Genomic DNA, 24,734 nt, shown 5'->3' with positions numbered 1-24,734 from the left:
TATGGAAGAAATTAAGAATATACTAGCGCAAAAAGACATTACTATTGAAAAGCTGATCGAATGTTTCGATTTGGTTAAAGCAAATGGAGATGTTGCAGCAATTAAATTTGATGGAGAGAGAACTAGGAATCAATATACAGTATTTATATCATTTCCAAACAAGGGAAGAGAGATAATTAGGAGTGATGGGGAGGATTTGCGGGCTGCTTTAATAAACGTTCTGAATGAATATATAGGCTAACACGCTTGTGCTGATTTAGTTGCTGTTTAAGTAGGGCAGACAAACTGTCGTAACTACTACATCATTGTTTACCAGGAAATAACGATAAACTGTAGAAATATAATGGGCCAGTCTCGTGGAGATGTGGCCCATTCTTTCGCCTTACATCCCCTCGATCCCTTCACTCGCTTATTAACAACTCATTGACAGCCGGCCTGCTTCACCCCCCTCACAAATCTTCCCGCTCTCACAAATATAAAGCGGCAGATCTGCACCTGCCGCCCATTCATCAATGATTTCCTGCTTGCTGCTCTTCACTGGCAGCCCTGCCGGCCTCTCCATTACCAGAAGCATTACGCTCCTGCGGGGGCTTCCGCTTACCATTACGCGGCTTGCGATGACCGCCGCCTTCCCTTTGCTGTCCATCCTGCCTCGGTGGCCTTCCTTCGCCCTCCGGCCTTCCTTCGCCTTCCGGTCTGCCTTCCCTTTGCTGTCCATCCTGCCTCGGTGGCCTTCCTTCGCCTTCCGGTCTGCCTTCACGGCGTTGTCCATCCTGGCGTGGCCTTCCTTCACCCTCCGGTCTTCTTCCGCCATTACCATTACCATTAGACCTGCCATTCCTGTTACCGCCTTTACCGCCGCCCTTCCGGCCCCCGTCAGATCGTCTGCCGCCATCCTGCCTTCTGCCGCCACCGCCTTCACCGCGGGGCCGTTCAACAGGTGCGGGGCCCAGGTCTTCAGGGATCACACCCCGCGGTACCGGGCGGCCCAACGTTCTTTCTATACGAGCAAAACGGCCCATTTCTTTACCGCTCACAAACGTATAGGCAGTACCTTCAGACGCCGCGCGGGCAGTACGCCCAATACGGTGAATATAATCCTCCGCATCCTTGGGCACGTCGTAATTGATCACCAGATCAATATCCTCGATATCTATACCGCGGCTCAGGATGTCGGTAGCTACCAGCATCTTAAGCTTCTTGTTCTTAAAGTCTAATAGGGCCTGTTCGCGTTTCTCCTGCTCCAGATCGGAGTGGATAAGCTCTATAGAGAAGTTCGCGCGCTTCAATTCCGCATACAGCTCTTTCACATTATGCTTGCTGGAGCAGAAGATGATGGTGCTGTCAAACTGTTTGTGCGAAAGCACTTGTTTGATCAGCGGTATCTTCTGTTGTTCGTGTACAATAAAGACTTCCTGGGCTATCTTCTCCGGCGCCTTGCCCAGCGCAATGGATACGTTCACCGGGTCTACCAGTATCTTCAGTGCCAGCTGTTTTATCTTGGGCGGCATGGTGGCGGAGAACATCAGGTTCTGTCTTTCCTTGGGCAGGAAGGAGATGATCTTGATGATATCGTCAAAAAAACCCATGTCCAGCATGCGGTCTGCTTCATCCAGCACCAGGTATTTCAGCTTCTTCAGGTTCACATAGCCCATGTTCAGGTGGGCGATCATGCGCCCGGGGGTGCAGATCACAATGTCCACACCTTTGGACAGCGCCTTCTTTTCCATAGCGAAGGATTCGCCGCCCGTACCACCATATACGGCAATAGAGCTGAGATTAGTGAAATAGCTGATCCCTTCCAGCGTCTGTGCGATCTGGATGGCCAGTTCGCGCGTAGGCACGACTACCAGGGCATTAATACTATGTTCGTCGCGGGGAAGCGTAAGCAGGTTATGGAGTACCGGGAGGAGGAAAGCGGCTGTTTTACCGGTGCCTGTCTGCGCGGAGGCGATAATATCCCGGCCATCAATAATGGGCGGTATCACCTGTTCCTGTACTGGGGTGGCTGTTTCATAGCCCATGGCATAAATACCTTCCAGCAGATCGTCGTCAAAGCCAAATTCGTGAAAATACAAGTTGTTCAGTTGTTAGTTGGGTAGTGGTTGGTGTTGTTAGTGGTTAGCCATGTGGCTCTCAGCCCTTTGCGGCTGGCGTAAGCCGGTTTGCCTTACTAACAGGGAATCACTCTCCAGTGTTAGTTGTTAATGGTTATCTGTCAGTATTGTCAATCTGCACAAATAACGATCTAAGTAATCCCGTGAAGATACCGGAAATTTGGTTTTTAGCCAAATTTAGCTATTAGGGAGGAAAGGAGAGGATATATGGGGTTTATTTACCAGATAACGGCATCCGTATACGGTTTATCAGCATAATCGGTGAAACGGCGTACCATAACCGCCTCCAGGGTGTTGATATCCAATGACCATACGGCCGGATCAGTGCCCCAGGGATCGGTCAGGATATGTACCCATTTTGATCACATCAGTTAAAATTGTAACATTGCGCATATCCTTATCCCTGTATGAAAGTCTTTTCCCGTCTGTTAATACTACTGGCGTTGCCGTTTTGCACAAATCCCCGGGTGTCTGATGCCGACAACGCCCTTTTTGACCATTCGCTGGACCTATTGGCGGCAAAGCAACTGGATTCTGTCCAATCCATCGCCGGTCAGCTCCTGAAAAAACATAAGGATGTTCCGGAATTCTATGATCTGAGAGGCCTGTTGCAGCAGGAAAAAAAACAGGCAGACAGTGCGCTGGAGGATTTTAACACCGCTATCAAAATGTCTCCAAAGAGAAGTATATTTTATGCCCATAGAGCTGGCCTCTACATGGACATGCAAATGCCGGACAAGGCGATCAGGGATTACAACCTCGCCATAGCTCATGTAGATGGTGACACCATGCGTTACCAACTTATTTGCAGCCGGGGAAGCGCCCGCAAAATGAAAAGGGATTTCCAGGGCGCTTATGATGATTATATGGAAGGATTCCATTTTGATTCTACAAATGTGGATGTCCTGTCAAGCCTGGGCGGCGTGCTGGACGACCTGGGAAGGGAACAGGAGGCCATCCTGTACCTGGAACGCGCTATCCATATCTCGCCAGATGATATGCCGGCTAATGTCAACCTGGGCTTCCGTTACCTGTCATTGGGAGACTACGAAAAAGCCATTCGCCTATTCAACCATGCGCTGGAAATAGACCCTGATCAGCCGCTCGCATATAACAACCGGGGGTATGCCGAATACAAGCTTAACAAACTGCAGGACGCCTTAAAGGATATCACACATTCCCTCAGCCTCTATCCCGATAATTCATACGCCTATAAGAACCGCGCATTGGTATACCTGGCGCTGAAACAACAGGATAAAGCCTGCGACGATCTGCAACGGGCAGCCGGTCTGCATTACACCGCCCGTTATGGAAATGAGGTGGACCAGCTGATAGCGGAGCATTGTAGGTAAAAGCCCTGAAACATATGACCAGCTAAAATTGTCGTGACAGCGCCACGACAATTCTCCATTCCTCCCCCCATCACTAATTCAGACAACAAATTGACCTGATTTTCCTCAAATTGACCTGATAGTCTACCGTCCCCCCCAATTATTCTTCAGACCTTTACAATGGAACAATAACCCAAAGATCTTCGGTCACACGGGATCTATCCCGGATGTGTCTGTTATTTTGAGGGATATAAAGTTCTGCCTGTCGAGGCGGAACAGTTTTAATCCGCTCACTAACCTCAATTTTTAACCAGTATGAAAAGACATGAAAACGGTCTGTCCTCTTTTCCCCGTTATGTATTGTCCCGTGGCGCCCGTTGGTACCTGGTCATCGCGCTTATCGGGATCATAGTACAGCTCATCGTGTTTAAACAATTGTATCCCTTCGCGGATTTCTACTCTGATTCCTATAGCTATATTTTCGCCGCGCGTACCCATCTTGAAGTAAGCATACAACCCATGGGTTATGCCTGGTTCCTGGCCTTATTCCATGCCATTACCAGTTCAGATACAGCTGTGGTGATCTTCCAGTACATGTTCCTGCAGCTGGCGGCGCTCTATGCCTTCTTTACCTTCCTGTACCTGTACCAACCGGCACGTACCGCGCGGAACATACTCTTTGTGTTCCTGCTGTTTAACCCGGTTAGTCTTTACCTGGGCAATCATATCAGCGCAGACGCCTTGTTTACGGGGCTCAGCCTGTGCTGGTTGGCACAGCTGGTGCGGGTCATCCAGTCGCCGCACCGGCGCCAGGTATTGGCGGTGGCCATCGTGTTGCTGTTATTGTTTGTGCTGGATACCCGTGCGTATTATTATCTGCTGATAAGCGCCATGGCCTTCCTGTTGTCCCGTCAAAAGGCCTGGATAAAATTATCGGGCATTGTATTGCCGTTGTTGCTGATCCTGCCCTATGTGCTCTATACCCGCCAGGCGGCCCGGGAAATGACCGGTGCGCCACAGCTGGCTTTTGCAAATGGCTGGCAATCGGCCAATAATGCCTTGCATATGTATGGGCATATCCGGGTAGATACGGCTGCCTTGCCGGCGGAAAGCCGGGAGCTGGATAGCACCGCGAAGGCTTACTTTGCAAAACTGCCGGCCGGGTTTGATGGTTCCGTTGCTTTTGCAGAAGGTCATTATTTCCTGCAACAGCTGGATGCGCCGCTTAAACGTTACAGGGATCAGCATTACAAGCTCACTAATGACTATAGCCGGGTACTGGCCTACGGCAAAGCAGCTACGGTATTTGGCCCCTACGGCCGTTATCTTATCCGTCATCACCCCGGCGCATATGCGCGTTATTTTATGTGGCCGGCTGCGGGCCGTTATTTCCTGCCGCCGCTGGAAAAATATGCCATGTACAACGGCGGCTCCAATGTGGCGGCAGAGCCTGCGCAGGAATGGTTCGCATATAAAAGCAATCTGCTGAAACCCGTGTCCGTTATAGGGCAAGGCAAGGTGTTGGGATTGTTTCCCATCCTGTTCCTTATCTGCAATATCTGTTTCCTGGGCTGCCTGTTGTGTTTACCGGGTTTGCGCGATCATGATGGCGCCTTCCAGCGGACGGTATGGCTGTTTGGCGGCTATTGGCTGGTGAATTTTGTATGCAGCGTATTTAGCGGCGATACGGCACTACGGTATCAGTATTTTCCGATGCTGCTGTTGTTGGCGGCAGTGGCGCTGGTGGCAGATGCGGTGTATAAAACGGCTGCGGAAAAGGAGAAACAGCTGGCATAGTGGCTGTTTTTTGAAACTTACCAAACAGAAAGCCGTATTTCCTGTTTGGTAAGCTTTCATTGGCCGCTGTCTCCGTCAAATATTAATTACTATGGCAGGGGCATTTCGTGGTAGGGAGTAACCTTTCTATGCAGTTGCGGTAACCTTTCTAAGCAATTGCAATGGCCTTTTATGGCAGATACGCGCCTGGCCAATAGCGTCTCGTCTCCTGGCGGCTCTAATAGCATCAGGAAATTAAAACTGTACTTCATTATCATTATCGCTCCAGGAGTCGAGGAGTGTAACCTTTATGCCGGAGTTTGCGGGCGCGCCACCAAACAGGTAGCCGCTGAGGATGGTCCTGCGGTTCTTGTAACACTGTACATTGCTGATGACCTTAGTCTGCGGCTGACCGGTATGATCCACATAATGGATGGTAACGTCAAAAGCGGATACTGTATTCAGCACATACGCAGAGAAGGCGTTCAGGCCAACCCTTTTCACGTTTGCCTTAACAATACCACTGGTGCCCCAATTGGCTATACCTGATGACGCCATGAACTGGGGCGTTTCTGAGCTGATCTGTATGGAAGCGGTGGTATCTCCATCGGCCGGCTGCGGCATATCAAGAATGTTCACTTGGAGGTTACCAACTAACCGGTCCATAGCCAGGTTTACGTCTACAGGATCAGAGGAGTTGGTGATAGTAATGTTTTCTTTTTTGTAGAAGATATCAGGCGTGGCATCAATGAATCCCATGCCTGCCAACTGTACATAAAAAATGAAGGTTGACAGTTGGCTAACTGCCCCCTCATCCACCGGTTTCTGGGATGCCGTCATAACTATCGTATAGTTACCAGGCGCCGCGCTGTCAGTAATAGTACCGAAATCCTGATCCCAGTCTGCCTGCTGGCTTCTCATGTGCAGCAGGTTACCGGCGCCGTCAAACAGCAGGTAGTTTATAAAGGATACTTTCGTGGCCAGTGCAGTATCGCCGGCGGTTCCCGCTGTACCAGCAGTTTTATTGTTAGCGCCGGGGATTGCCTCCACCTGCTGCAGGAAATCATTTGTCCGGATAGTAAGAGCTACTTTTTTATCGTCGCCGGGGGCGGCAGGTGTTCCGGGAGCCACGTCTTTTTTACAGGCAAAAAGGGATACGGACAGTGCGCACACTGCCAGGGACAATTTTCTCATAGATTGATATTTAATATTTAATAATGACCGGTGTATGCCCAATTAATTATTATGACAGGGAATTGATAATTTGATGTAGTAGAACTGTACCGATGCCCACCAATAAAGACAACTCATGCATCTTTTTGCAGGCTGCAATCGCTGATAAACAATTTTCTCATGTGAAACCCGGTTAACTCACGATAATTGAATAGGGATCATTCCAATCATTTCTCTAGGCATAACATTCTCTTCATAAGAAGTATTGGCTAAGGGTTGCAAACATAGTAAATTTTTAATATAATTATCATTATTGTCCGATGATTTAATACTGATATTTGGGGTGCTGCAGGTAATGTCACCATCAGCCCACGCTGTACTAACATTACCTGCAGTGCCGTTTAAAATCAATTGTTATCATTTCGTATTCACCACCGCTTCATTCGCCGCCTTCAACCCCTCCTCATTCATCTTCATCACCTCCCGGTCATACGTCATCAATCCATTCACCTCCATCTCCACATCCGTAGTCTGTGTATACACCGCCGCAGACAACCCTTCTCCGATCAGCTTTTTCAGGCGGTCGCAAAAACCGCTATACACCTTCAGCATCTCATCCGCATTCTTAAACGTCCTGTACCCCCAGTTATCCTCCTGGCGCCAGGTATGGCCATTCAGCGGCAGTCCCAGGCCACCATACTCGCCTAACACCAATGCCTGTTGTTTGCCAAACAGGTCAGCCCGTGGCATCGCCGGGTCAGGATAGCTGTGCAGGTCGATCATATGCCCAACCTGGTAAAAATTCCCGCCGCTGGCGCTGTTCACCAGGCGGGAGGGATCGTGCTCCATAGTCCATTTGGTGATCTCTTCCGTTTTAAACTGGCCCCAGGCTTCGTTAAAAGGCACCCATACCACTATGCTGGGAAAAGGATAGAGCGCATCCATAATAGCTTTCCATTCCGTACGGTAAATGGTTTCAGACCGTTGATCGCGATTCTTATCCGTACCGCGGCCGGTTACGCCGGGCCGGTTCTCCCAGCCATTACCCAGGTCGCCGGAGGGCATATCCTGCCATACCAGCATGCCCAGGGAGTCTGCATAATGATACCAGCGCGCCGGTTCTACCTTTACATGTTTACGGATCATATTAAAGCCCATGGCCTTGGTCTGTTCAATATCAAAACGCAGCGCCTCATCCGTGGGCGCGGTATAAAGACCGTCCGGCCACCAGCCCTGGTCCAAAGGGCCAAACTGGAATACGAACTGGTTATTCAGCATCATGCGCTGTACGCCTTTTTCGTCCGGGGCAATAGCGATCTTCCGCATGGCGAAATAACTGCCTGCTTCATCTATCACCTTACCCTTACGCACAATGGATACGGTCAGGTCATACAGGAAAGGGGAGGAGGGCGACCACAATTTTGCATTCGGGACCTGCAGCGTAACGGCTCCGTTGTCAGTCAGCGTTTCGCTGGCCACGGCCTGTCCGCCATCCGTGGCGCTCACCTTGATAACATCGCCGGGTTGCAGGTTTTGAGTGCTCACCGCCAGCTGCAGGGATTGTTTGTCAATATCCGGCGTAGGCTTCAGCGCCGTAATATAGGTGGGCGCTACTGGTTCTATCCACACGGTTTGCCAGATGCCGGTAACTGGCGTATACCAGATGCCATGCGGGTTTTTCACTTGTTTGCCGCGTGGCTGGGGGCCGTCGTCAGAGGGGTCCCACACATTCACCACGATCTCCTGCGCGCCGGATTTCTTTAACAGGTCAGTAATATCAAAAGAGAACGGATCATAGCCGCCTTCGTGTGTACCGGCCTGCCGGCCGTTAATAAACACGGTCGTTTGCCAGTCCACCGCTCCAAAATGCAGCAGGATCCGTTTATTTTTATAATTAGATGGCAGCGTAAAGCTGCGTTTGTAAGAAAGCATGCTATCCTTGCCTACTGTTTTCTGTACACCGGAAAGCGCAGATTCCACCGCATACGGCACCAGGATATTACCGGCATAATTCCCCGGCTGCTGGGATTTTGGGTAAATGCTATACTGCCAGCTGCCATTCAGGTTAAGCCAGGTGGCGCGTTGCAGCTGCGGACGCGGGTATTCCGGTAAAGGCGTCCCTTTGGAAACGCCGGCTGCCCATTTTGTTTTAAGCGATGATTGTGCGCAGGAATGCTGGATAGCGCTGCCAATAAGGAATAAGCTACAATAAAGAACGGTAATGAGTTTTTTACGTGGCATTATGAAACGGGTTTTAAGATGGTTAGATGGAGGGTTAAAATAGGGAATTTTGAGAAGAAAACCGGTATACGGAAAAGAATTGTAATTTCCGCCCTTGGCATAAAGACAGGCAAAGCATGCAACTACCGGCACATATACAACAGGTATTCTTCGAAACATTGGAAGGCGATATGCCCATCCCGGCATTTGAAACATGGTTATATGCCAATAAAGAGCTGGAAACTATATTGCCTCCGGATGACTATTTCGAGCTGATAGCTTATAACTATACAACCCCTTTCCCAAGACGGGACCTACATGCAATGCTGCTAAGGGCAACTGGTATGGCAGCCTATGAGACCTGGCGGCTGCGCCGGAAATTGGTAAGGACATTACAGCACGATGAAACGCTGCCCCAATTGTTGATGTCCTTTTATGACATGTATTACAAGGGATACTTTTTCCTGGAGTATTTAGGCCTCCAATTTGGCTTAAGGGTGGAGATGGGTTATTACGTCCATGGGGAGAGAACCCCTATCGCGCAACAGCTAAAGGAGCTCGCGCCGCTTTTTCCCCGGCTGGATCTGGCGATCAACAATACCATCGGCTGGCTGGATGACCAAAAGATCGTGTTCTCAGGAGAGCGGGATGAATATGACTATCCTATATATGCAGATCACCGCACGGAGGAAGAGCGGCGTTAATATTCACTTCGTCGTAAACCCATCCAGCAACTTCACCAGCTGCCGGCGCACATCAGCATTATCCTCCTCCTCCAGCTGCTCCCTGTTCTCCGCCACCAGTTGCCGTAACGCCTGTTGCGTACCCGGATGCTTTCCAAAAATCCACACGCCCATAGCTTCCCATACCTCCTTACACTCACTATATCCTTCCCCAAAAATAAAATTCCATTGCAGGTTTCATTTCTTTTACTACATTCGCAGTGTACTACCTAACTAATACACTGTTACAATGGTGCAGATCAGTGATCTAAACTTCAGCTATAACCGTAAACGTCCATTGTTTAAGGATCTGAACCTTACGCTGGGCGCGGGGCATATCTATGGGCTGCTTGGCAGGAACGGGGCCGGCAAGTCTACCTTGTTAAAAAATATTGTTGGCCTGGCCTTCCCCGTTTCCGGCCAATGTCTTATCAATGGCAAAAACAGCAGTTCCAGGTCCCTTGCGGTATTACAGGAACTGTATTTTATTGCGGAAGAGGTATATGGGCCCGTACTAACGCCCGCGCAATTCCTCAAACGTACGGCCGGGTTCTATCCCAGGTTCAGCGCGGCGGACTTTTACACCTACCTGCAAACGCTGGACATTGATGAGCGTCAGCCCATGAGTATGATGTCATACGGCCAGCAGAAGAAGACCATTATCGCTTTTGGCCTGGCTGCCAATACGGGCTTGCTGATCATGGACGAGCCTACCAACGGCCTCGATATCCCTTCCAAGGTAACCTTCCGCAAACTCATCGCATCGGTGCTCAGCGAAGATCGCTGCATCATCATATCTACGCACCAGGTACGCGATCTCGACAGCCTCATAGATACAGTGCTGATCCTCAATGATCACCGCATTGTGGTAGAGCAGTCGGTAGACGAGATCACGGAAAAGCTGGTGTTTGGCGTTTTTGACGATACGGCCGTATTGCCGGTGCTGTACGAAGAAGAAACGATCAAAGGCAAACACGCTATTCTGCGTAACACCAATGGCAAGGTCAGTAAAATGGACCTGGAGCTGCTCTTTAATGCTGCCGTCAGCGGTAACAATAACCTGTTAAACGTATTAAATCCCGCTCCGTTCCATGAATAACTTTTTCAGCCTTACCCGTTTCTCGCGCCTGCTCATCAAACATAGCGCGGAACATTACCGTACTTACCTTATGTCAGTAAGCGTATTGGCCGGCGTAATGATAGTTGGCGGCGCTTTTATCGTTTATACGATGCAAGAGCCTATGGACGCACGCATTCAAACCTCCTTGTTCATGCTGCTGATGCCAGTTTCCGGCTGCATTTTCACCAGCACCGTTTTCTCTGATATGGGCGATAAAAGGAAAGCCATACCCGCGCTCACCCTGCCGGCTTCCGCGTTCGAAAAATACCTGGTAAGCTGGGTGTATTCTTATGCGGTATTCATTGTGGTATATACGGTAATGTTTTACCTGGTCCTCCTGGCGCTGATTAATATAAGACGCTGGCCGGGGTTTGATATGGTGATATTTAATGTCTTCCAGGAAAAGTTCCTGGTCCTTTTTATCATCTTTTCGCTGCTGCACGCCATCAGCTTATATGGCGCCATTGCTTTTGATAAACTGCATTTTATTAAGACGGCCTTTTGTTTTTTCATCAGCATGCTGGTGCTTATTCTTTGCAACACCTTCCTCTTAGGGTCTTTGGTAAAGCAGCAGGTCTTCATGGCGGTACCATTTGGCTACCTGGAGTTTTCAGAGCATGGCGAATATTATTCCGTCTCCCTATCAGATGTGCAGTTCAATTGGGTAATGATGGTATTGTGTTTAATAGTGGTATTGATCTGGACAGCTGCTTATTGCAGGCTCCGGGAGAAACAGGTTTAAAGAACAACATCATGGAATTTAAGGAAAACGAAGCGATCTACCTCCAGATAGCGGCATTTGTCTGCGACCAGATACTGATGGGCAAGTGGCCTGCGGATCAGAAGATACCTTCTGTGCGCGATATGGCCGTGGAGCTGGAAGTAAACCCCAACACCGTCATGCGCTCCTATGAGTTCCTGCAGGGCCAGGAGATCATATACAATAAGCGCGGACTGGGACTGTTTGTGGCGGCAGACGCTTTTGCGAAGGTAAAGGCCTACCGTAAAGAGGACTTTCTGCGGCAGAATCTCCCGGAATTCTTTAAGAACATGTACCTGCTGGATATCTCCATCGAAGAGATCAGTAAGTTGTATACCAAATTTCAGAAAGGGCGGAAGCCATAATTCCTAAATACAGCAAGGATGAAAACAAGTAATAAACTATTTATAGCCGTAGTCATACTGGTCCTGGTGTCGATAACCATCTATGACTTTCAGCTCAGGGCAGCGTATAACACGGGTCAGTTCAGGAAACCCTACAGCGGCTATGTAAATTTGCAGCTGCAGGATTTTAAGGTCATCAACCTCAGATCAGCCAGCATTATCAATATAAAACTGGTAAAGGGGCCATTTAAAGTACTGGCCTCGCCAAAGGCAATGGACCTGATAAAGACTACCCGCCATGGAGACACCCTTACCATATACGCCCATTTTAAATACAATTTCTATTACACGGGGCACGAAGATGTGATGTACATTTCCTGCCCGGAGCTGTCTGCATTTATTGCGGATGCGCAATACACGATAGGCAGCAAGCAGCTGACGGACACGGTGGCCAAAGATTTTTCCCGGCGCGTTACAGAGATCAGCGGGTTTAGCAGCCCTTCCCTCCGTATCATCCAGGACCACGGCAGCAAACTGTTGCTCAGTAATGACACCATTGCTGTGGTGGATGCCGTGGCGGGCCTCAGCAGCGGCAGCGCTTCCAGCATCGTCCTTGGCGAAAACAACCGCCTGGGCACAGCCCGGCTCGATATCCGCCATGGCAGCCGCCTTTGGATCAGGGCCGGCGGTATAGATCAACTCGATTATCATATAGCCGACAGTGCCCAGCTGATCGTCAGCGGCGCAGCGCAACATATTTTAAAAACTACGCAGCCATGAAATTAACCGTCAATTCTCTGTCAAAAACTTATGCCAACGGCGTACATGCGTTAAAGAACGTATCGCTTACGCTGTCCAACGGTATGTTTGGTTTGCTGGGGCCCAACGGCGCAGGCAAATCATCCCTGATGCGCACTATTGCCACGCTGCAGGAAGCGGATACGGGAACCGTATTCCTCGATGATCTGGATGTGTTAAAAGAAAAAATCCGCGTGCGCCAGCTGCTGGGTTATCTGCCCCAGGAGTTTGGCGTGTACCCCCGCATCTCTGCAGAGCAGATGCTGGATCATATCGCCCGGCTCAAAGGTGTGGGCAATCGTGTGGAACGTAAAGAGCTGGTGCTGGCGTTATTGGAGAAAGTGAACCTGCTGGGCGATCGCAGGAAACACCTGGGTACTTACTCCGGCGGCATGAAACAACGTTTTGGCATCGCCCAGGCGCTCATCGGCGATCCCCGTCTGATCATCGTGGATGAGCCCACGGCCGGTCTTGACCCCGCAGAGCGGAACCGTTTCTATAACCTCCTGAGCCAACTGGGCGAAAATACCATCGTGATCCTGTCCACCCATATCGTGGAAGATGTAAGTACCCTTTGCAACCAGTTTGCCATTATCTGCCAGGGCGAGGTACGCTACGCCGGCGATCCGGAAAGCGCCGTACAGGAGCTACATGGAAAGATTTTTACCAAAGCGGTGGCCAGCGCGGAGATCGGCCATTACCGCAGCATATACAATGTGATCTCCACCCAGCTCAAGACCGGTAAGCTCCACATCCGTATTTTACAGGATATGCCCCCACAGCACGGTTTTATAACTGCTACGCCCAACCTCGAAGATGTATACTTCAGCAATATCGCCGGCCGCGTGGAGGTGAACGCCCGGTAAATGCACTAAAAAAAATTACATATGTTCCTGGAAATATTCCTGTTCGAGATCCGCTGCCGGATCCGCAGGCCCGCCTTTTACCTTTACTTTGCCGCCATATTCCTGTTCACCGTTATCTCTTTTGCCGCGGGTATGCTGCCGGTAGCGGAGAAAGCGCACATTAATTCGCCCTACCTCATCGCATTCTGGTGCTCGGTTATGACCATGATGATGATGCTCGTCAGTTCATCGGTAATGGGCGCCGCCATCTACCGGGATATAGAATACCAGACCAGGGATTATTACCTTACCTATCCCGTTACAAAAGCGGGCTATTTCTGGGGCCGCTACCTTGGTTCGTTCACGATGATGGCCGTTATCGCGCTGGCCATACTGCCGGGTGTGTGGCTGGGAACCGTGATAGGGCCGCTCACCGGTAGAACAGTGCCGGATCAATATGGTCCTAACCTCCTGGTGTATTACCTCTACCCGTTTTTTACGCTGGCATTGCCCAACCTGTTTTTTACCGCTTCCTTATTTTTTGGTTTGGTGGCCATTACCCGGAATGTGAAGGTGATCTATTTCGGCGGCATCCTGTTATTCCTTTTTTACTTCGTTGCGCTGTTCTTCCTCAATCATACGGATAATGTTGCGGTGATCAGCATAGCCGATCCCTTCGGTATTAATGGCGTGCGGTATCAAATGATGACAGCTGTATCGGCAGAGCAGAATAACCAGCTCATACGTTTAACCGGTCCGCTGGCCATTAACCGGTTACTCTGGCCGGGCCTGGGCGCCGTCATCCTGCTCTTTACCTATCTGCGATTCAACTTCGAAAGGTTCTTCAGCGGCAAACGGGATAAGGCGGCTATTGACGAAGTGGTGGCCGTCCCTAATAGAATAATGCCTGTACCGGCAATAAGTTTTACCGGCGGATATGAGCGCCGCACCTTATCAGGCCTCATAAGGCTGGAGCTGCTGAACATTATGCGGGACAATTATTTTTGGATCATCGTTTCCAGCGGCAGTTTGTTCCTTGGCTTTGTGTTCTGGCTGGGGGAACGGAACTATGGCGCGCCGGACTTTCCCCGTACTGTTACCTTACTGGCAATCTTTAATAATACCTTTCCATTCTTTATCTTCTTTATCATTATGTTCTACACCGGTGAAACGCTGCAGCGCGACCGCCTTACCCGGTATGCGTTCATCAACGATGCATTGCCGCCGCCCAATTGGGTGTTGAACGGAGCCAAACTTATCCCTTTACTGATCATGAGTATGGCCCTGTCGCTGATACCGCTGGTGGTGGGGGTAGTGGTGCAGCTGTCAAAAGGTTTTATGCACCTGAACATGATAGCCTATGCCGGTTATATAGCATGGATACTGTTGCCTAAGTTATTGCTGTCCGTCGTATTTTGTTACCTTATACACGTTGTCATCAATAACAAGTTTGCCGCTTATGCAGTGGGCGTCACCCTATGGGTGGCGTTTTTCTTCCTGGATTCCACGGGAACGTTCGACTATCATCTGTTGCTATACGGGTATACGCCTCCGGCGCCCATCTCAGATATGGACGGTATGGGGCATATGGCCGGCCCTGTAGGATGGTTCAACCTTTACTGGCTGCTTAATGGCGGGCTGCTGATAATTGTAGCGGCATTGTTTTACTACCGGGGAGTAAATAGCTCCTTTAAAGAGCGCTTGCAGCTTATTCCTGCAAGGTTTAACCGTACCACGCGCATCTTTGCCGCCGTGCTTTTGCCGCTGTTTTTAATGGTGGGCGCATATATCTATTATAACATCAGCTACCGGAATAATTACCTTACAAAAGGGGAGCAGGAAGACCGCGCTGTGATGTATGAAAGAACCCTTAAAAAGTACCAGTCGCTTTCCTTACCCAAGGTTACCCGCATAAAGATGGAGGTGGATCTTTTCCCGGATAAACAGCAGGCAATTACAAACGCGCTGGTCACCATCATGAATAAAACGGCACAGCCTATCCCCGCTATGTTGCTGGATGGCGATGAGCTAAGCGCTTATTCCATTACGTTAAACCATCAGCCATTGCCCTATACCAGCCCGCTGCTGTATCCGCGTGGTGTTTTCAACTGGCTGCGGCCCAGGCAGGATACTGCCCCCTTCCGGCTATACCGCTTCCCACGGGCGCTGGCGCCGGGCGATTCCCTGGTGCTGCAGGTCCGCTCTGCTATTGAGCATAATGGGTTCGCCAACGGTGTGTATGCGGTGCAATATTTGCATAACGGTTTTTTCTTTGCCGGTGGCCTGCCTGGCCTGGGGTACGACGAAGAGGATGAGATCAGCAGCGCCGATATGCGTAAGAAGGCAGGCCTGCCACCCAAAGATGAGGAGGAGATCGCCCAGGACGATCCGGTTGGTATGCGCACGCTGAAGGCCGGCGCCACTGCAGACTTATTCCGTTTAGATGTTACCGTCAGCACTGCCGGCGATCAAACCGCGCTGACCCACGGTGTGCTCGTAAAACAATGGCGCCGGAATGGCCGCAATTATTTTCATTATGTGCAGGATCGCCCGGGTATGTACCTGCCGTTGGGCATTATCTCTGCCCGCTTTGCCAACCGCCGGGACAGCGTTAAACTGGACCATCAGGTGTATATCGATGTGTACTATCACCCCGCCCACCATGATAATATTGACCGTATTATAGCAGCTTATAAGGATGGCTTGCGGCATTTCAGCGCGGCCTATAGCGCTTACCCTTTCCAGAACATCCGGCTGGCAGAAAGTTCTATCTACGCCTCCCGGCAGTCATCCACCGCTACGTTGGACGCCTATATGGAAAACAATGGATGGAATGCTCATTTCACAGATCCCAACCAGTTCGATTACGTGTATTTTGCCACTACGCGGCTGCTTGCCCAGCAATGGTGGCGGTTCCAGGTGGCGCCTAACGCAACGGCAGGCTCCCTGGTCATACCGGAAGGCCTGGCCAGCTACGATGCGCTGGTAATGGCGGAAAGCAAATACGGGAAAGCAAATATGCGGGCCGTACTCCTGGACCAGCAATGGTCTTACCTGTTTGCGCACCGCCACCGGGAGGGAACGGAGCGGCCCCTTATCCGGGCCAGCAAATGGTTTGAATGGAGCGGCAAGGCAAGCGTGGTATTATACGGGTTACGCAGCCTCATAGGAGCAGACAGCATAGATCATGCGCTCCGCGCATTCAGAGCGGCTTACGCTTTTAAAGACCAGCCGCCATTTGCAGGCGCTAACGACCTGTACCGTTATTTGCAGCAACGGGTACCGGATTCATTACAATATTACCTTACAGATACCTGGCAAAAGATAACCGTGTATGATAACCGCATAGAAAAGGCAACTATGACGCCCATGGCAGGCAAGCACGGATACAACCTGACGTTTACCGTATATGTAGACAAAACCTGGACAAATGATAAGGGGAAGGACGTGCCGGCCGCAGCGCTCAATGACTATATCGATATCGGCATTTTTGGGGCGCCTGCTACCGGAAAGAATGGGCAAACACAGGCAAACGTGTTATACCTTAAAAGATACAAATTCACCCGGGGCGCGCACAAGCTCACCATCGCGGTCAAAGATAAGCCTGTAACGATAGGGATTGATCCGTTTGCAATGCTGGTGGACAGGACCCCGGGTGATAACATGAAAAAAATAGAGTAGGGGCTACGGCCCCTGCCTCTATATTGACCAAATCCACCCGCCACATTGGCCAATTACTATCCCCTCCCTTTCCTCTTCCCATCCTACCTTCGCCTTAACAAATACACACCATTCTAAACACCCAAAAACACAAAACCATGCAAAACCAGGATTTTACCACCACCTTCACCGTTGATCAAACGCCGCAGCAAGCTTTTGACGCCATCAATAATGTACGCGGATGGTGGTCACAGAACATCGAAGGCAGCACAGATCAGCTCAACAGCGCATTCCTGTATCAATACACAGATATGCACCGCTGCAGGATAAAGATCACTGAACTGATCCCTGCACAAAAAGTAAGCTGGCTGGTGCTGGATAACTACTTCAAATTCACGGAAGACAAGACCGAATGGAAAAACACGCAGATCATCTTCGATATCACGGAAAAAGACGGTAAAACGCAGGTGCAGTTCACCCATCAGGGATTGGTGCCGCAGTATGAATGTTACGAAGTATGCCGCGAAGCATGGACCCATTACATTCAGGATAGCCTGCAGGCACTCATCACTACCGGCACAGGAGCGCCCAACGTAAAAGAAGAAGGCAGCTTTAACGCCAGCCTGATCGAAAAATGGGGTTTGGAAGAATAAGATAAAAATACGATAGCCGGCGTACCATACGCCGGCTATCATCCTATCCGTTCATGATCGCTGGTTCACCAGGATAATGTTGGCTTATACTTGTGCTCCGGATCATAGGTCCGCACAAAACCCTCTGGGTTTTTTTCGCAGAGGAAGCGCCAGGCGTCAAGCTCAGGATCCAGCCCTTTTTGACTAATGGTCCGGCCCCCCTTATGCGCGTAAGGAATATACCCGGGCGGGGGAGTAGGCAGGGCGTCTGCACATGCCGGTGAGCATAGGTTAGCCAGCAACGGCATTACATCTGTGCCAATCCATAAGGAGATCCACGCCTGGTTTACCTGGTCATAGCCCAATTCTTTTTTGCAAATGCTACAACAAACCCGGTCGCTGGTATATCGCACTGTATATTCATTCAGATCAGGAAATGGCTTCCTGCCCTTGAAGTTGCCGTATAAAGCCCTGGTGCGTACGTCGCTGTCCCGCAGATTCTTACAGTACACGAGCTCGTAGGGACACCAGCACAGCTCATCGGAAGGATCAAGATTCAAATATTCCAGCGCGCTCATTTGCCCTATCTCCGGTGGGAGGCGGGTTAGTTTGCTGCCATACAACCGCAGCTTTGTTACACTTTTCAGCTTGGCAATACTTTCGGGCAAACTATGGATCTGGTAAAAAAGTTCCGTTCCCAAATACTCCCGCGGGTAAAATTCTGTTCTGCCTTCAGCTGCAACCAGTTCAATATATTCGCAAAGCTTTTTCCATGCTACGGATTCCCTGTCCTGCATGTCGGCATAGATCTTCGTAATTCCCATAGGTCTGATTATATTATCAAATATACTTTTTTTAGATATAACTCCCGGCGTGCTCCCTTTTTGTTATCTTTCCCGCCGCAAATTTTCGTATCCCTATGCAACCAGAACCACCCTCCATTTTTGACCAGGATTTTCTCCAGGAAAGATATGTGCGCCGCAGTAAGCTCCTGCCACTAGCGCTGAAGATCTACGTATGGGTTTTTCTCTTCCTGGGGATCAAATACATGTACAATATTTTTGACTTTTACCGTCTGGTCCTGACATCGTGGGGAGACGATCCCAGTCAGGACTGGCTAAGGATGGTGGTGGGCCTGTTAAGCCTAACGATAGGAGTAGTGATCTTTTTATCAAACCTGTTAATTTTACTGGAAAGAAAATATGCCATCGTCTTTGCTGTAGTTGTAACCGGGCTTTCGATCATAGCCAGCACCGCCGGTATGGTGCAAAATTTGGCTTCCGGGCATACGCCAGCCCGTTATATAGTCACGGAGCTGTTTTGGACCTTAATAAAAATTCCCTACATCATCCTCTTGCTTAAAATAAAACAGCCCTGGGAAAGATCGGCTGTTCCCGGCAATCACGCCGGCCAGGGAGATTGATCCCGATGCAAGCAATGATTACCGGGAGGCCGTTCAGCTTACCGGCATTGATATTCCACCATCATCCGGCTATAGAAAATATTCACAAACTCACCCTCTGATCCCCAGCCCTTGTCTATGTCAATGGGTAGTCCATATTGATCATAGCCTGTCTGCTCATCCCGGCCTGTTGACCCGAACGGGTTGTTACGGCTATAATCCATTGACAGGAACTGCCATACCGGGTGCAGGTTATTCATGTTGATCTTATCGTCATAAACAGGCGTAGCAGATAGATAACCTCCGCCTGTTGTGATCTTTTCAATATTACCCAGTTGGTTATAGGTGTACAGGTATGAATAACCCGCTTTGGGATAGTCAGGCATGCGCCGGTCCATCCGGATGATCCTGTCCTGTGCGTCATACTTATATGTGGTAACGCTCGATATACTGCCCGGGTAACTGCTCAGGAACCCGAATACATGCATGGTATCGATAACGATCCTGTCCTTATAGTCATATGTATACCGGTGCCTGAACTCATAATTATCTCCACCAGCGTAAATGCCAATATAGTCCGTTAACCGGCCGCGTTTGTCGTACCAGAACAGCGCATCCGGCGCGCCGGTGCTGTTAAGCCCTCTTGTTATACGGATAGGATCTCCTTTTTTGTTATAGGTGAACACCGCAGAATCCATCCTGTTAAAAGATTGATAGAATTTGACCTTATAGATCTGGCAATGTGCGGGGCCATGCGGCTGATCGTTTTTTTTGCAACCGGTAAACAGCAGGGCTGTCACCATAAGAAAGGTACAGTAAGGGGCTACCATGAATGTTTTCATACGTGAACAGGTTTAAGGGATTATCAATGAGGGGTGTAATGGGCTACAGTATCAACTCCGTTATTTTGAATAATACAACATTAGTAAAAATGGGATGGGGAAGCGGTGGAAAATTAGTGAAACGTATATTCTGGTTCGTAAGCGGGGAAAAACGTTGGCTGTTAGGTTCGATTAGGTTTAATTATACTTTAAGGTTTGGCATAATATTCGGGGCTACCCACTTAAACCGTTTCGTTGCTTTTTTTGTTATCTTTCTTACCATTAAAACGCACAGTAATGTCCACCAATCTACCTGTCCACGCCGTTGCCACCGCGCTCTTCTCTGTTCCTCCCGAACGTGTTTTCGACGCCTTCCTCGATACCGCCATGATCGGTCAGTTCATGTTCGGCCCGCAGCTCCGCCCGGAAGAGATCGTCTCGCTCGCCAATGAGCCTTACAAAGGCGGCAAATTCTCTTACGTCGTTCGCCGGCAGGGGCAGGAGCTTAACCATACAGGAGAATACATAGAGATCGATCGCCCGCGCCGCCTGGTTTTTACCTGGCAGGTCATGGACGATCCCTCCGGCGAAGCCTCACGCGTCGTGATTGAGATCGCGCCCATCATCAACGGATGCGAGCTCACCCTCACCCACGAAATGTCTTCCAAATGGGCCGATTTTGTAGAACCATCCAAAGCCGCCTGGGGTAAAATGCTGGACAAGCTTACGGAGATATTGCAATAGCGCCCTCGTTTGCAAAGAATAGGGACAATGTGATCCCGATACGCCTGTTCCACCGGGTTCAGCGCCTCAGGCGTACAGCCCTTAATTAATGGCGCAGATTGCCAGAGCTATATGATATGCTAACGTCAATTATCGGATTTAAACTTAGATTTATACAACAATGAAATAATCATGGCAACTGCCGCAATTTACAAGCTTAAAAAGAAAGGATATTGGCTGCATGCAAACAAGCTGGCAGTCAGTGGTTTTGCACTTGCATCAGATCCGTATATACAAATAAATGAAGCTGATTTCAATGAAAACACACTGGGCGAGGCAATAAAGTCAGTGCTTGATGTTGTTGGTGATGAAAGGGTGCCAGATCCGGTGAATTGGTCTGAACAAAGTAAGGAATTCTTGAAAAAAATGGGACTAAAATCCCAGAAGGAGTTGGATGCAAGGAATACTTTTTTCTGTGATATTGAGCTGAAACGGGGTGTTGTAATTTTTACGCCTACGAAACATGCAGAACCTCCCGACAAAGGGTTTGTAAATAAGAGTAAGGAAGAGCCAACCATCAATGTTCCTTTTGAGGTGTCCAATGAGGAATTGGCCCGGGCTTGTATACTTGCGTTAAGCAGATGTGAATAGCAATAAGAAAACCTGCTTTCTGATCTTACAGCGGCTGCCGGATGTATAAGGCGGCCGCTGTTTATGCCGTCTCATACCTCCCCACCCGCCACTCATTCCTCCCAACTCACCACTACCACCCTCCCCGCAAAAAATCCCGCAAACCTTCCTTACCTTCACCCCGGTTTCACAAGCCTTCAATCCTAAATCCCTATTTTATGACAGCCATCAAACTCAATCTCATTAATCAGTCCAACGATCATAACAATTCCCAGATCGTTATCTTCCAGAAAAACGCCGTTACTTCTGTAGAGGAGCTGGCAGTGGCCTGGCAGGTGATCAGCAACCTGGGTCAGGGCTGGCAGCATCCATTTACCTACTCCATGAACGTTAGCGTAGGCGCCGGCGATGCCTGGGGCAACTACAGCCCGCAGCAGCCCGCCCAGGATGGCCAGCAGTTCTCCGTGGTACGCGATACCTCCGGCGACGTATTAACTGCTACCGGTACCGCCAGCAACCCTAATGAGATAGAGATCCTGAATGCGCTGGCCCAGGGAACCATTAACGCCAACGTATATCGTGATGGTAAGCTCACCGCTACCAAAACAAGCGTAGCGCCCGGTCAGAAAGCCGTATTCGAATTCAAACCCACCATATGGGTAGGCGTCGTATCACAGGTAGAAGAAGGCGAGGTAATGAACAGCGCCATCATCTCCCAGGTAAACACAGAGATCTCGCTGTTCGGTCTCGCCAGCGCGGATATTGTAATGACCGGCGGCGGTAGCGGCCCGGATGCAAAACCCTTCGAATTCACGCTGCAGAATATTAAATACGCATAACTAAGGACAAAACAACAAACGCCGGAGCGGTAGATGTTACCATTCCGGCGTCCTGTTTTACGGCAGCACAGGCATTTTCCCTTTTTACATACCTTTGCCGCCATGAACATCGTTACGCAACTAGACGCTATTGCACAGGCAGCAGGGGAGAAGGAAGCTGAAAACCAGTCGTTTAAGGCATTCCTGCGCGCGCAGGAGCCCGCAGCGGTCGATCAGCTGGTACAGGAGCTGGATGCCGCTATTACCCCGCAGATAGACTGTACCAGTTGTGGTAACTGTTGCCGCTCGCTCATGATCAATGTCACAGCAGAGGAAGTGACCGGCCTGGCCAATTTGCTGAACCGCAGTGAAGCAGACGTAAAGGAACAGTATATCGAAACCGGCTCCGGCAGTGGCAATATGGTCATGAATACCATTCCCTGCCATTTCCTGGATAACAATTGCTGCAGTATCTACGAACATCGTTTTACAGAATGCCGCGAGTTCCCGGGCCTGCATCAGCCTAATTTTACCGGCCGGCTGTTCGCCATGCTTATGCACTATGGCCGTTGTCTGATCATCTATAATGTGCTGGAAGAGATGAAGAAAAGACTCGCATTCAACATGGAATAATTATTATCGCAGCCAATCCTTCAATATAGCTGCCTGCAGTGTATCCATTGAAGCGCGCGGACGTATCGCAAAATTGCTGTCCACATCCAACCCCGCATATCCAAAATACCGTTTATAATCAGGTGGCTTAACGGTATTAACATAGTCAAACCATTCAGCCAGGGAGCCTCCGGCTATACCTTCTGCTGTAGCGCGGAACTCCGCTTCCGTAAATCCACGCCCTTTTTGCTGGTAAAATTCCCGGTACAGCGCACGCATCACATCATCCAGCGAATACCGGTTCCGGGTGTTATGACGGATCTGCAGGTCCAGCATGGCGCCCAGTACAGGTCCTTTGTCATAGTAAGAGATACTGCTGTCGCCGGCCCCAAAAGGGCCATCATGCCAGGTATTGTAACTGGCGTCGGCCACAGACTGCAGCAGATGGCCGGGTTTGGACTCATACGCGTGTATGTTTTTCTGTAAGGCCTGTAGTACCTCCTCCCGCGTGGTAAAACCCGCCCGCCGTACTACCAGGTACTCATAATAGACCGTAAACCCTTCAGACAGCCATAGCAACCGGGTCTTACTGCCATGTTCATAATCAAATGGCCCCAGCTCTATAGGCCGGATGCGTTTCACATTATAATGATGAAAGTATTCATGCGCCAGGAAATGATACAGCCTGATCCTTTCTTCCCGTTTATCCAGCTGGCTGCCATCAAAACCAACCGCCGTGGAATTCAGGTGCTCTATACCGCCACGCCCCGGCCCAATGCCCAGGAAGGTATAATGTTTATAGGGCAGATCCCTCATGATGGCCGCGGCTACGCTAACGATCCCTTGCAGGTCCTGCATAAATGCTGCTTTGTCAAAATTGCCGGGCTGGTAGGCCACAAAACTGTGCAGTTTACCATCCACCTCAAAAGAAGGGAGCGTCTCCAGCTGGCCCATAAGGATAGGGCTATCATAGAGCTCGTCAAAACTGGCAGCTGTATAGCTGTATGCCTGGCCCTTTACCGGTTCCAGCCCGGTGGCCACCTGGGTCCACCCTGCAGCCGGGTGGATGGTCAGCTTAACCGGATGGCCGATACCGCCCGCGGGATACAGGAACATCCCGGCGGGGGAAATAAACCCGCGGTCCGCCGCCAGGAAATTAGCCGCCACAAAAGGGCGGGTAGCGCGTACCTCATATTGCAGGGTGAAAACAGTATTACCCCGCGTATACAGCCGCCAGCTGTTTTCGCCAGACCGCCGGCAGGTCAGGGAATGCCCGGTCCCGTCCTGTGCGTGCATGTTGCGCACCGCGGCGGCATAATGCATCAGTTGATAATAGCCGGGCGTCCATGCGGGCAGGTGAAACTCCAGGGAATCGGTATGCGATCCGCTGTAACTTAATTCCACTTTAAAATACGGACTGTCCGCCTGTACTGGCGTAACGGTGTAGGCTATCTGTTGTGCCTGTACGAAAACCGTCATCAGGCATAAAACGCATAAATAGGCAATGGATCTTATCATCTCGATTTTGGTTGTTGCCCGGAAAACGGGTAAAGCCTAAATTAAAATTTTTTTCTTAGCTATGCCATGCCAATCTCCGTAAACAGCAAAAGGGGTGTTTAAATAATGATATTAGCTATTATTGCGTATTATTACTGCCGCTAGCCGGCGAAATATAATAACCGTCATGACAGCCAAAGAAATACAAGCAGCTTTTATCAAATCTTATTTAAAACCCACATTAAAAGCGCACGGTTATAGTACCAACGCACAAACCTGGTGGAAAAACAAGGGCGATTTCTTCATCGTGATCAATCTCCAGAATTCACAATGGAACAGCAAAGAAGACCTGAGCTTTTGTTTCAATATAGGCGTTGCATTGACAGCCCTCTTGCGGGATAAGGAAAAGAAAAAAGCAGGCTATTTTGATATCATCACCCCCGTAAGAGAAAACGCCTATCTCCCGGAAGAACGGCGCCGGCACGGGTATAGGAGCGGACTGGGATATACCATCACCAATAATACCAGGCTGGCCGCGTTTATAGATGAATGCCGGACAGACTTCGAAGTGCATATCCTGCCCATCCTCGGCCAGCTGCAAACATTAAAAGACTGCGTCCGGTTTTATGACAAATATGACTTTGTGGGCCCGGCCCTAAGGCGGCGCATCGAAGCACAGGGCATACAGCTGGATGAATAACCGATCCTCCCGCACGCTTATACCCCTCACCAT

General features: G+C 49.9%; 24 protein-coding genes. 17 read left to right on the top strand and 7 right to left on the bottom strand.

What is annotated here, in order from left to right; all coding sequences use genetic code 11:
- Nucleotide 1 precedes the first annotated feature (1 nt).
- The gene (locus tag F0L74_RS21940; RefSeq protein WP_149840057.1) at nucleotides 2–241 is read left to right on the top strand and encodes a hypothetical protein; all 240 of its coding nucleotides are present in this window, start codon (nucleotides 2–4) and stop codon (nucleotides 239–241) included.
- A gap of 268 nt (nucleotides 242–509) precedes the next feature.
- Here F0L74_RS21940 and F0L74_RS21935 read toward each other — a convergent pair whose 3' ends face one another.
- Nucleotides 510–2,078, bottom strand: coding sequence for a DEAD/DEAH box helicase (locus F0L74_RS21935; protein WP_213087050.1), 1,569 nt, complete (start codon nucleotides 2,076–2,078; stop codon nucleotides 510–512).
- Nucleotides 2,079–2,524: 446 nt separating this feature from the next.
- Between F0L74_RS21935 and F0L74_RS21930 the strand changes: the two genes are divergently transcribed.
- Together F0L74_RS21930 and F0L74_RS21925 are read left to right on the top strand one after the other, a co-directional pair.
- Complete coding sequence (locus F0L74_RS21930) at nucleotides 2,525–3,469, top strand: tetratricopeptide repeat protein (RefSeq protein WP_149840056.1); 945 nt, start codon at nucleotides 2,525–2,527, stop codon at nucleotides 3,467–3,469.
- A gap of 294 nt (nucleotides 3,470–3,763) precedes the next feature.
- Nucleotides 3,764–5,245, top strand: coding sequence for a hypothetical protein (locus F0L74_RS21925; RefSeq protein WP_149840055.1), 1,482 nt, complete (start codon nucleotides 3,764–3,766; stop codon nucleotides 5,243–5,245).
- A gap of 234 nt (nucleotides 5,246–5,479) precedes the next feature.
- Here the strand turns inward: F0L74_RS21925 and F0L74_RS21920 are convergent, their stop codons facing one another.
- Together F0L74_RS21920 and F0L74_RS21915 are read right to left on the bottom strand one after the other, a co-directional pair.
- The gene (locus tag F0L74_RS21920) at nucleotides 5,480–6,418 is read right to left on the bottom strand and encodes a FimB/Mfa2 family fimbrial subunit (RefSeq protein ID WP_149840054.1); all 939 of its coding nucleotides are present in this window, start codon (nucleotides 6,416–6,418) and stop codon (nucleotides 5,480–5,482) included.
- 396 nt (nucleotides 6,419–6,814) lie between these two features.
- Complete coding sequence (locus tag F0L74_RS21915) at nucleotides 6,815–8,638, bottom strand: glycoside hydrolase family 2 protein (protein WP_149840053.1); 1,824 nt, start codon at nucleotides 8,636–8,638, stop codon at nucleotides 6,815–6,817.
- 116 nt (nucleotides 8,639–8,754) lie between these two features.
- On the opposite strand from F0L74_RS21915, the gene F0L74_RS21910 reads away from it, so the two are divergent.
- Nucleotides 8,755–9,321, top strand: coding sequence for a hypothetical protein (locus F0L74_RS21910; RefSeq protein WP_149840052.1), 567 nt, complete (start codon nucleotides 8,755–8,757; stop codon nucleotides 9,319–9,321).
- 3 nt (nucleotides 9,322–9,324) lie between these two features.
- Here F0L74_RS21910 and F0L74_RS33355 read toward each other — a convergent pair whose 3' ends face one another.
- Nucleotides 9,325–9,474 (bottom strand): hypothetical protein, encoded by a 150-nt coding sequence (locus F0L74_RS33355; RefSeq protein ID WP_188316106.1) that lies wholly within the window; start codon nucleotides 9,472–9,474, stop codon nucleotides 9,325–9,327.
- Between the two features lie 115 nt (nucleotides 9,475–9,589).
- Here F0L74_RS33355 and F0L74_RS21905 point away from each other — a divergent pair, with 115 nt between their 5' ends.
- The 7 genes from F0L74_RS21905 (at nucleotide 9,590) to F0L74_RS21875 (ending at nucleotide 17,519) form a co-directional block, all read left to right on the top strand.
- Nucleotides 9,590–10,438: an ABC transporter ATP-binding protein gene (locus F0L74_RS21905; protein WP_149840051.1), complete on the top strand. Its 849-nt coding sequence runs from the start codon at nucleotides 9,590–9,592 to the stop codon at nucleotides 10,436–10,438.
- Nucleotides 10,431–11,201: a hypothetical protein gene (locus F0L74_RS21900; RefSeq protein ID WP_149840050.1), complete on the top strand. Its 771-nt coding sequence runs from the start codon at nucleotides 10,431–10,433 to the stop codon at nucleotides 11,199–11,201. The genes F0L74_RS21905 and F0L74_RS21900 overlap by 8 nt, the downstream gene beginning before the upstream one ends.
- 11 nt (nucleotides 11,202–11,212) lie before the next feature.
- Nucleotides 11,213–11,584, top strand: coding sequence for a GntR family transcriptional regulator (locus F0L74_RS21895; RefSeq protein ID WP_149840049.1), 372 nt, complete (start codon nucleotides 11,213–11,215; stop codon nucleotides 11,582–11,584).
- An 18-nt stretch (nucleotides 11,585–11,602) separates the two neighbouring features.
- Nucleotides 11,603–12,343: a hypothetical protein gene (locus tag F0L74_RS21890; protein ID WP_149840048.1), complete on the top strand. Its 741-nt coding sequence runs from the start codon at nucleotides 11,603–11,605 to the stop codon at nucleotides 12,341–12,343.
- Nucleotides 12,340–13,227 carry an ABC transporter ATP-binding protein gene (locus tag F0L74_RS21885; RefSeq protein WP_149840047.1) on the top strand — a complete coding sequence of 296 codons (888 nt, stop codon included), beginning with the start codon at nucleotides 12,340–12,342 and terminating at the stop codon, nucleotides 13,225–13,227. The genes F0L74_RS21890 and F0L74_RS21885 overlap by 4 nt, the downstream gene beginning before the upstream one ends.
- A 21-nt stretch (nucleotides 13,228–13,248) precedes the next feature.
- Nucleotides 13,249–16,887 (top strand): hypothetical protein, encoded by a 3,639-nt coding sequence (locus tag F0L74_RS21880; RefSeq protein WP_149840046.1) that lies wholly within the window; start codon nucleotides 13,249–13,251, stop codon nucleotides 16,885–16,887.
- Nucleotides 16,888–17,024: 137 nt separating this feature from the next.
- On the top strand, nucleotides 17,025–17,519 hold the full coding sequence (locus tag F0L74_RS21875; RefSeq protein WP_149840045.1) for an SRPBCC family protein: 495 nt from the start codon (nucleotides 17,025–17,027) through the stop codon (nucleotides 17,517–17,519).
- A gap of 65 nt (nucleotides 17,520–17,584) precedes the next feature.
- Here F0L74_RS21875 and F0L74_RS21870 read toward each other — a convergent pair whose 3' ends face one another.
- Entirely contained in the window at nucleotides 17,585–18,322 is a 738-nt protein-coding gene (locus tag F0L74_RS21870; RefSeq protein WP_149840044.1) for a leucine-rich repeat domain-containing protein, read from the bottom strand.
- Nucleotides 18,323–18,417: 95 nt separating this feature from the next.
- Here F0L74_RS21870 and F0L74_RS21865 point away from each other — a divergent pair, with 95 nt between their 5' ends.
- On the top strand, nucleotides 18,418–18,921 hold the full coding sequence (locus tag F0L74_RS21865; RefSeq protein WP_149840043.1) for a hypothetical protein: 504 nt from the start codon (nucleotides 18,418–18,420) through the stop codon (nucleotides 18,919–18,921).
- 38 nt (nucleotides 18,922–18,959) lie between these two features.
- On the opposite strand, the gene F0L74_RS21860 is transcribed toward F0L74_RS21865, so the two are convergent.
- A complete protein-coding gene (locus F0L74_RS21860) occupies nucleotides 18,960–19,742 on the bottom strand; it encodes a hypothetical protein (RefSeq protein WP_149840042.1) in 783 nt (260 codons plus the stop codon).
- A gap of 276 nt (nucleotides 19,743–20,018) precedes the next feature.
- Here F0L74_RS21860 and F0L74_RS21855 point away from each other — a divergent pair, with 276 nt between their 5' ends.
- The 4 genes from F0L74_RS21855 (at nucleotide 20,019) to F0L74_RS21840 (ending at nucleotide 22,525) form a co-directional block, all read left to right on the top strand.
- On the top strand, nucleotides 20,019–20,465 hold the full coding sequence (locus tag F0L74_RS21855; RefSeq protein WP_149840041.1) for an SRPBCC family protein: 447 nt from the start codon (nucleotides 20,019–20,021) through the stop codon (nucleotides 20,463–20,465).
- A 171-nt stretch (nucleotides 20,466–20,636) separates the two neighbouring features.
- Nucleotides 20,637–21,095 carry a contact-dependent growth inhibition system immunity protein gene (locus tag F0L74_RS21850; RefSeq protein WP_149840040.1) on the top strand — a complete coding sequence of 153 codons (459 nt, stop codon included), beginning with the start codon at nucleotides 20,637–20,639 and terminating at the stop codon, nucleotides 21,093–21,095.
- 197 nt (nucleotides 21,096–21,292) lie between these two features.
- Nucleotides 21,293–21,913 (top strand): hypothetical protein, encoded by a 621-nt coding sequence (locus tag F0L74_RS21845; RefSeq protein WP_149840039.1) that lies wholly within the window; start codon nucleotides 21,293–21,295, stop codon nucleotides 21,911–21,913.
- Between the two features lie 102 nt (nucleotides 21,914–22,015).
- Nucleotides 22,016–22,525 (top strand): YkgJ family cysteine cluster protein, encoded by a 510-nt coding sequence (locus F0L74_RS21840; RefSeq protein WP_188316105.1) that lies wholly within the window; start codon nucleotides 22,016–22,018, stop codon nucleotides 22,523–22,525.
- A gap of 3 nt (nucleotides 22,526–22,528) precedes the next feature.
- Here F0L74_RS21840 and F0L74_RS21835 read toward each other — a convergent pair whose 3' ends face one another.
- A complete protein-coding gene (locus F0L74_RS21835; protein WP_149840037.1) occupies nucleotides 22,529–24,022 on the bottom strand; it encodes a M61 family metallopeptidase in 1,494 nt (497 codons plus the stop codon).
- A gap of 166 nt (nucleotides 24,023–24,188) precedes the next feature.
- Here F0L74_RS21835 and F0L74_RS21830 point away from each other — a divergent pair, with 166 nt between their 5' ends.
- Nucleotides 24,189–24,701 carry a DUF4304 domain-containing protein gene (locus F0L74_RS21830; RefSeq protein WP_149840036.1) on the top strand — a complete coding sequence of 171 codons (513 nt, stop codon included), beginning with the start codon at nucleotides 24,189–24,191 and terminating at the stop codon, nucleotides 24,699–24,701.
- Nucleotides 24,702–24,734: the final 33 nt, after the last annotated feature.

Origin of the sequence: Chitinophaga agrisoli (genome assembly GCF_008386695.1) — a bacterium.
Classification (GTDB): domain Bacteria; phylum Bacteroidota; class Bacteroidia; order Chitinophagales; family Chitinophagaceae; genus Chitinophaga; species Chitinophaga agrisoli.
Note: the sequence above shows the minus strand (reverse complement) of the source record. Positions and strands in the feature narration are given on the sequence as shown.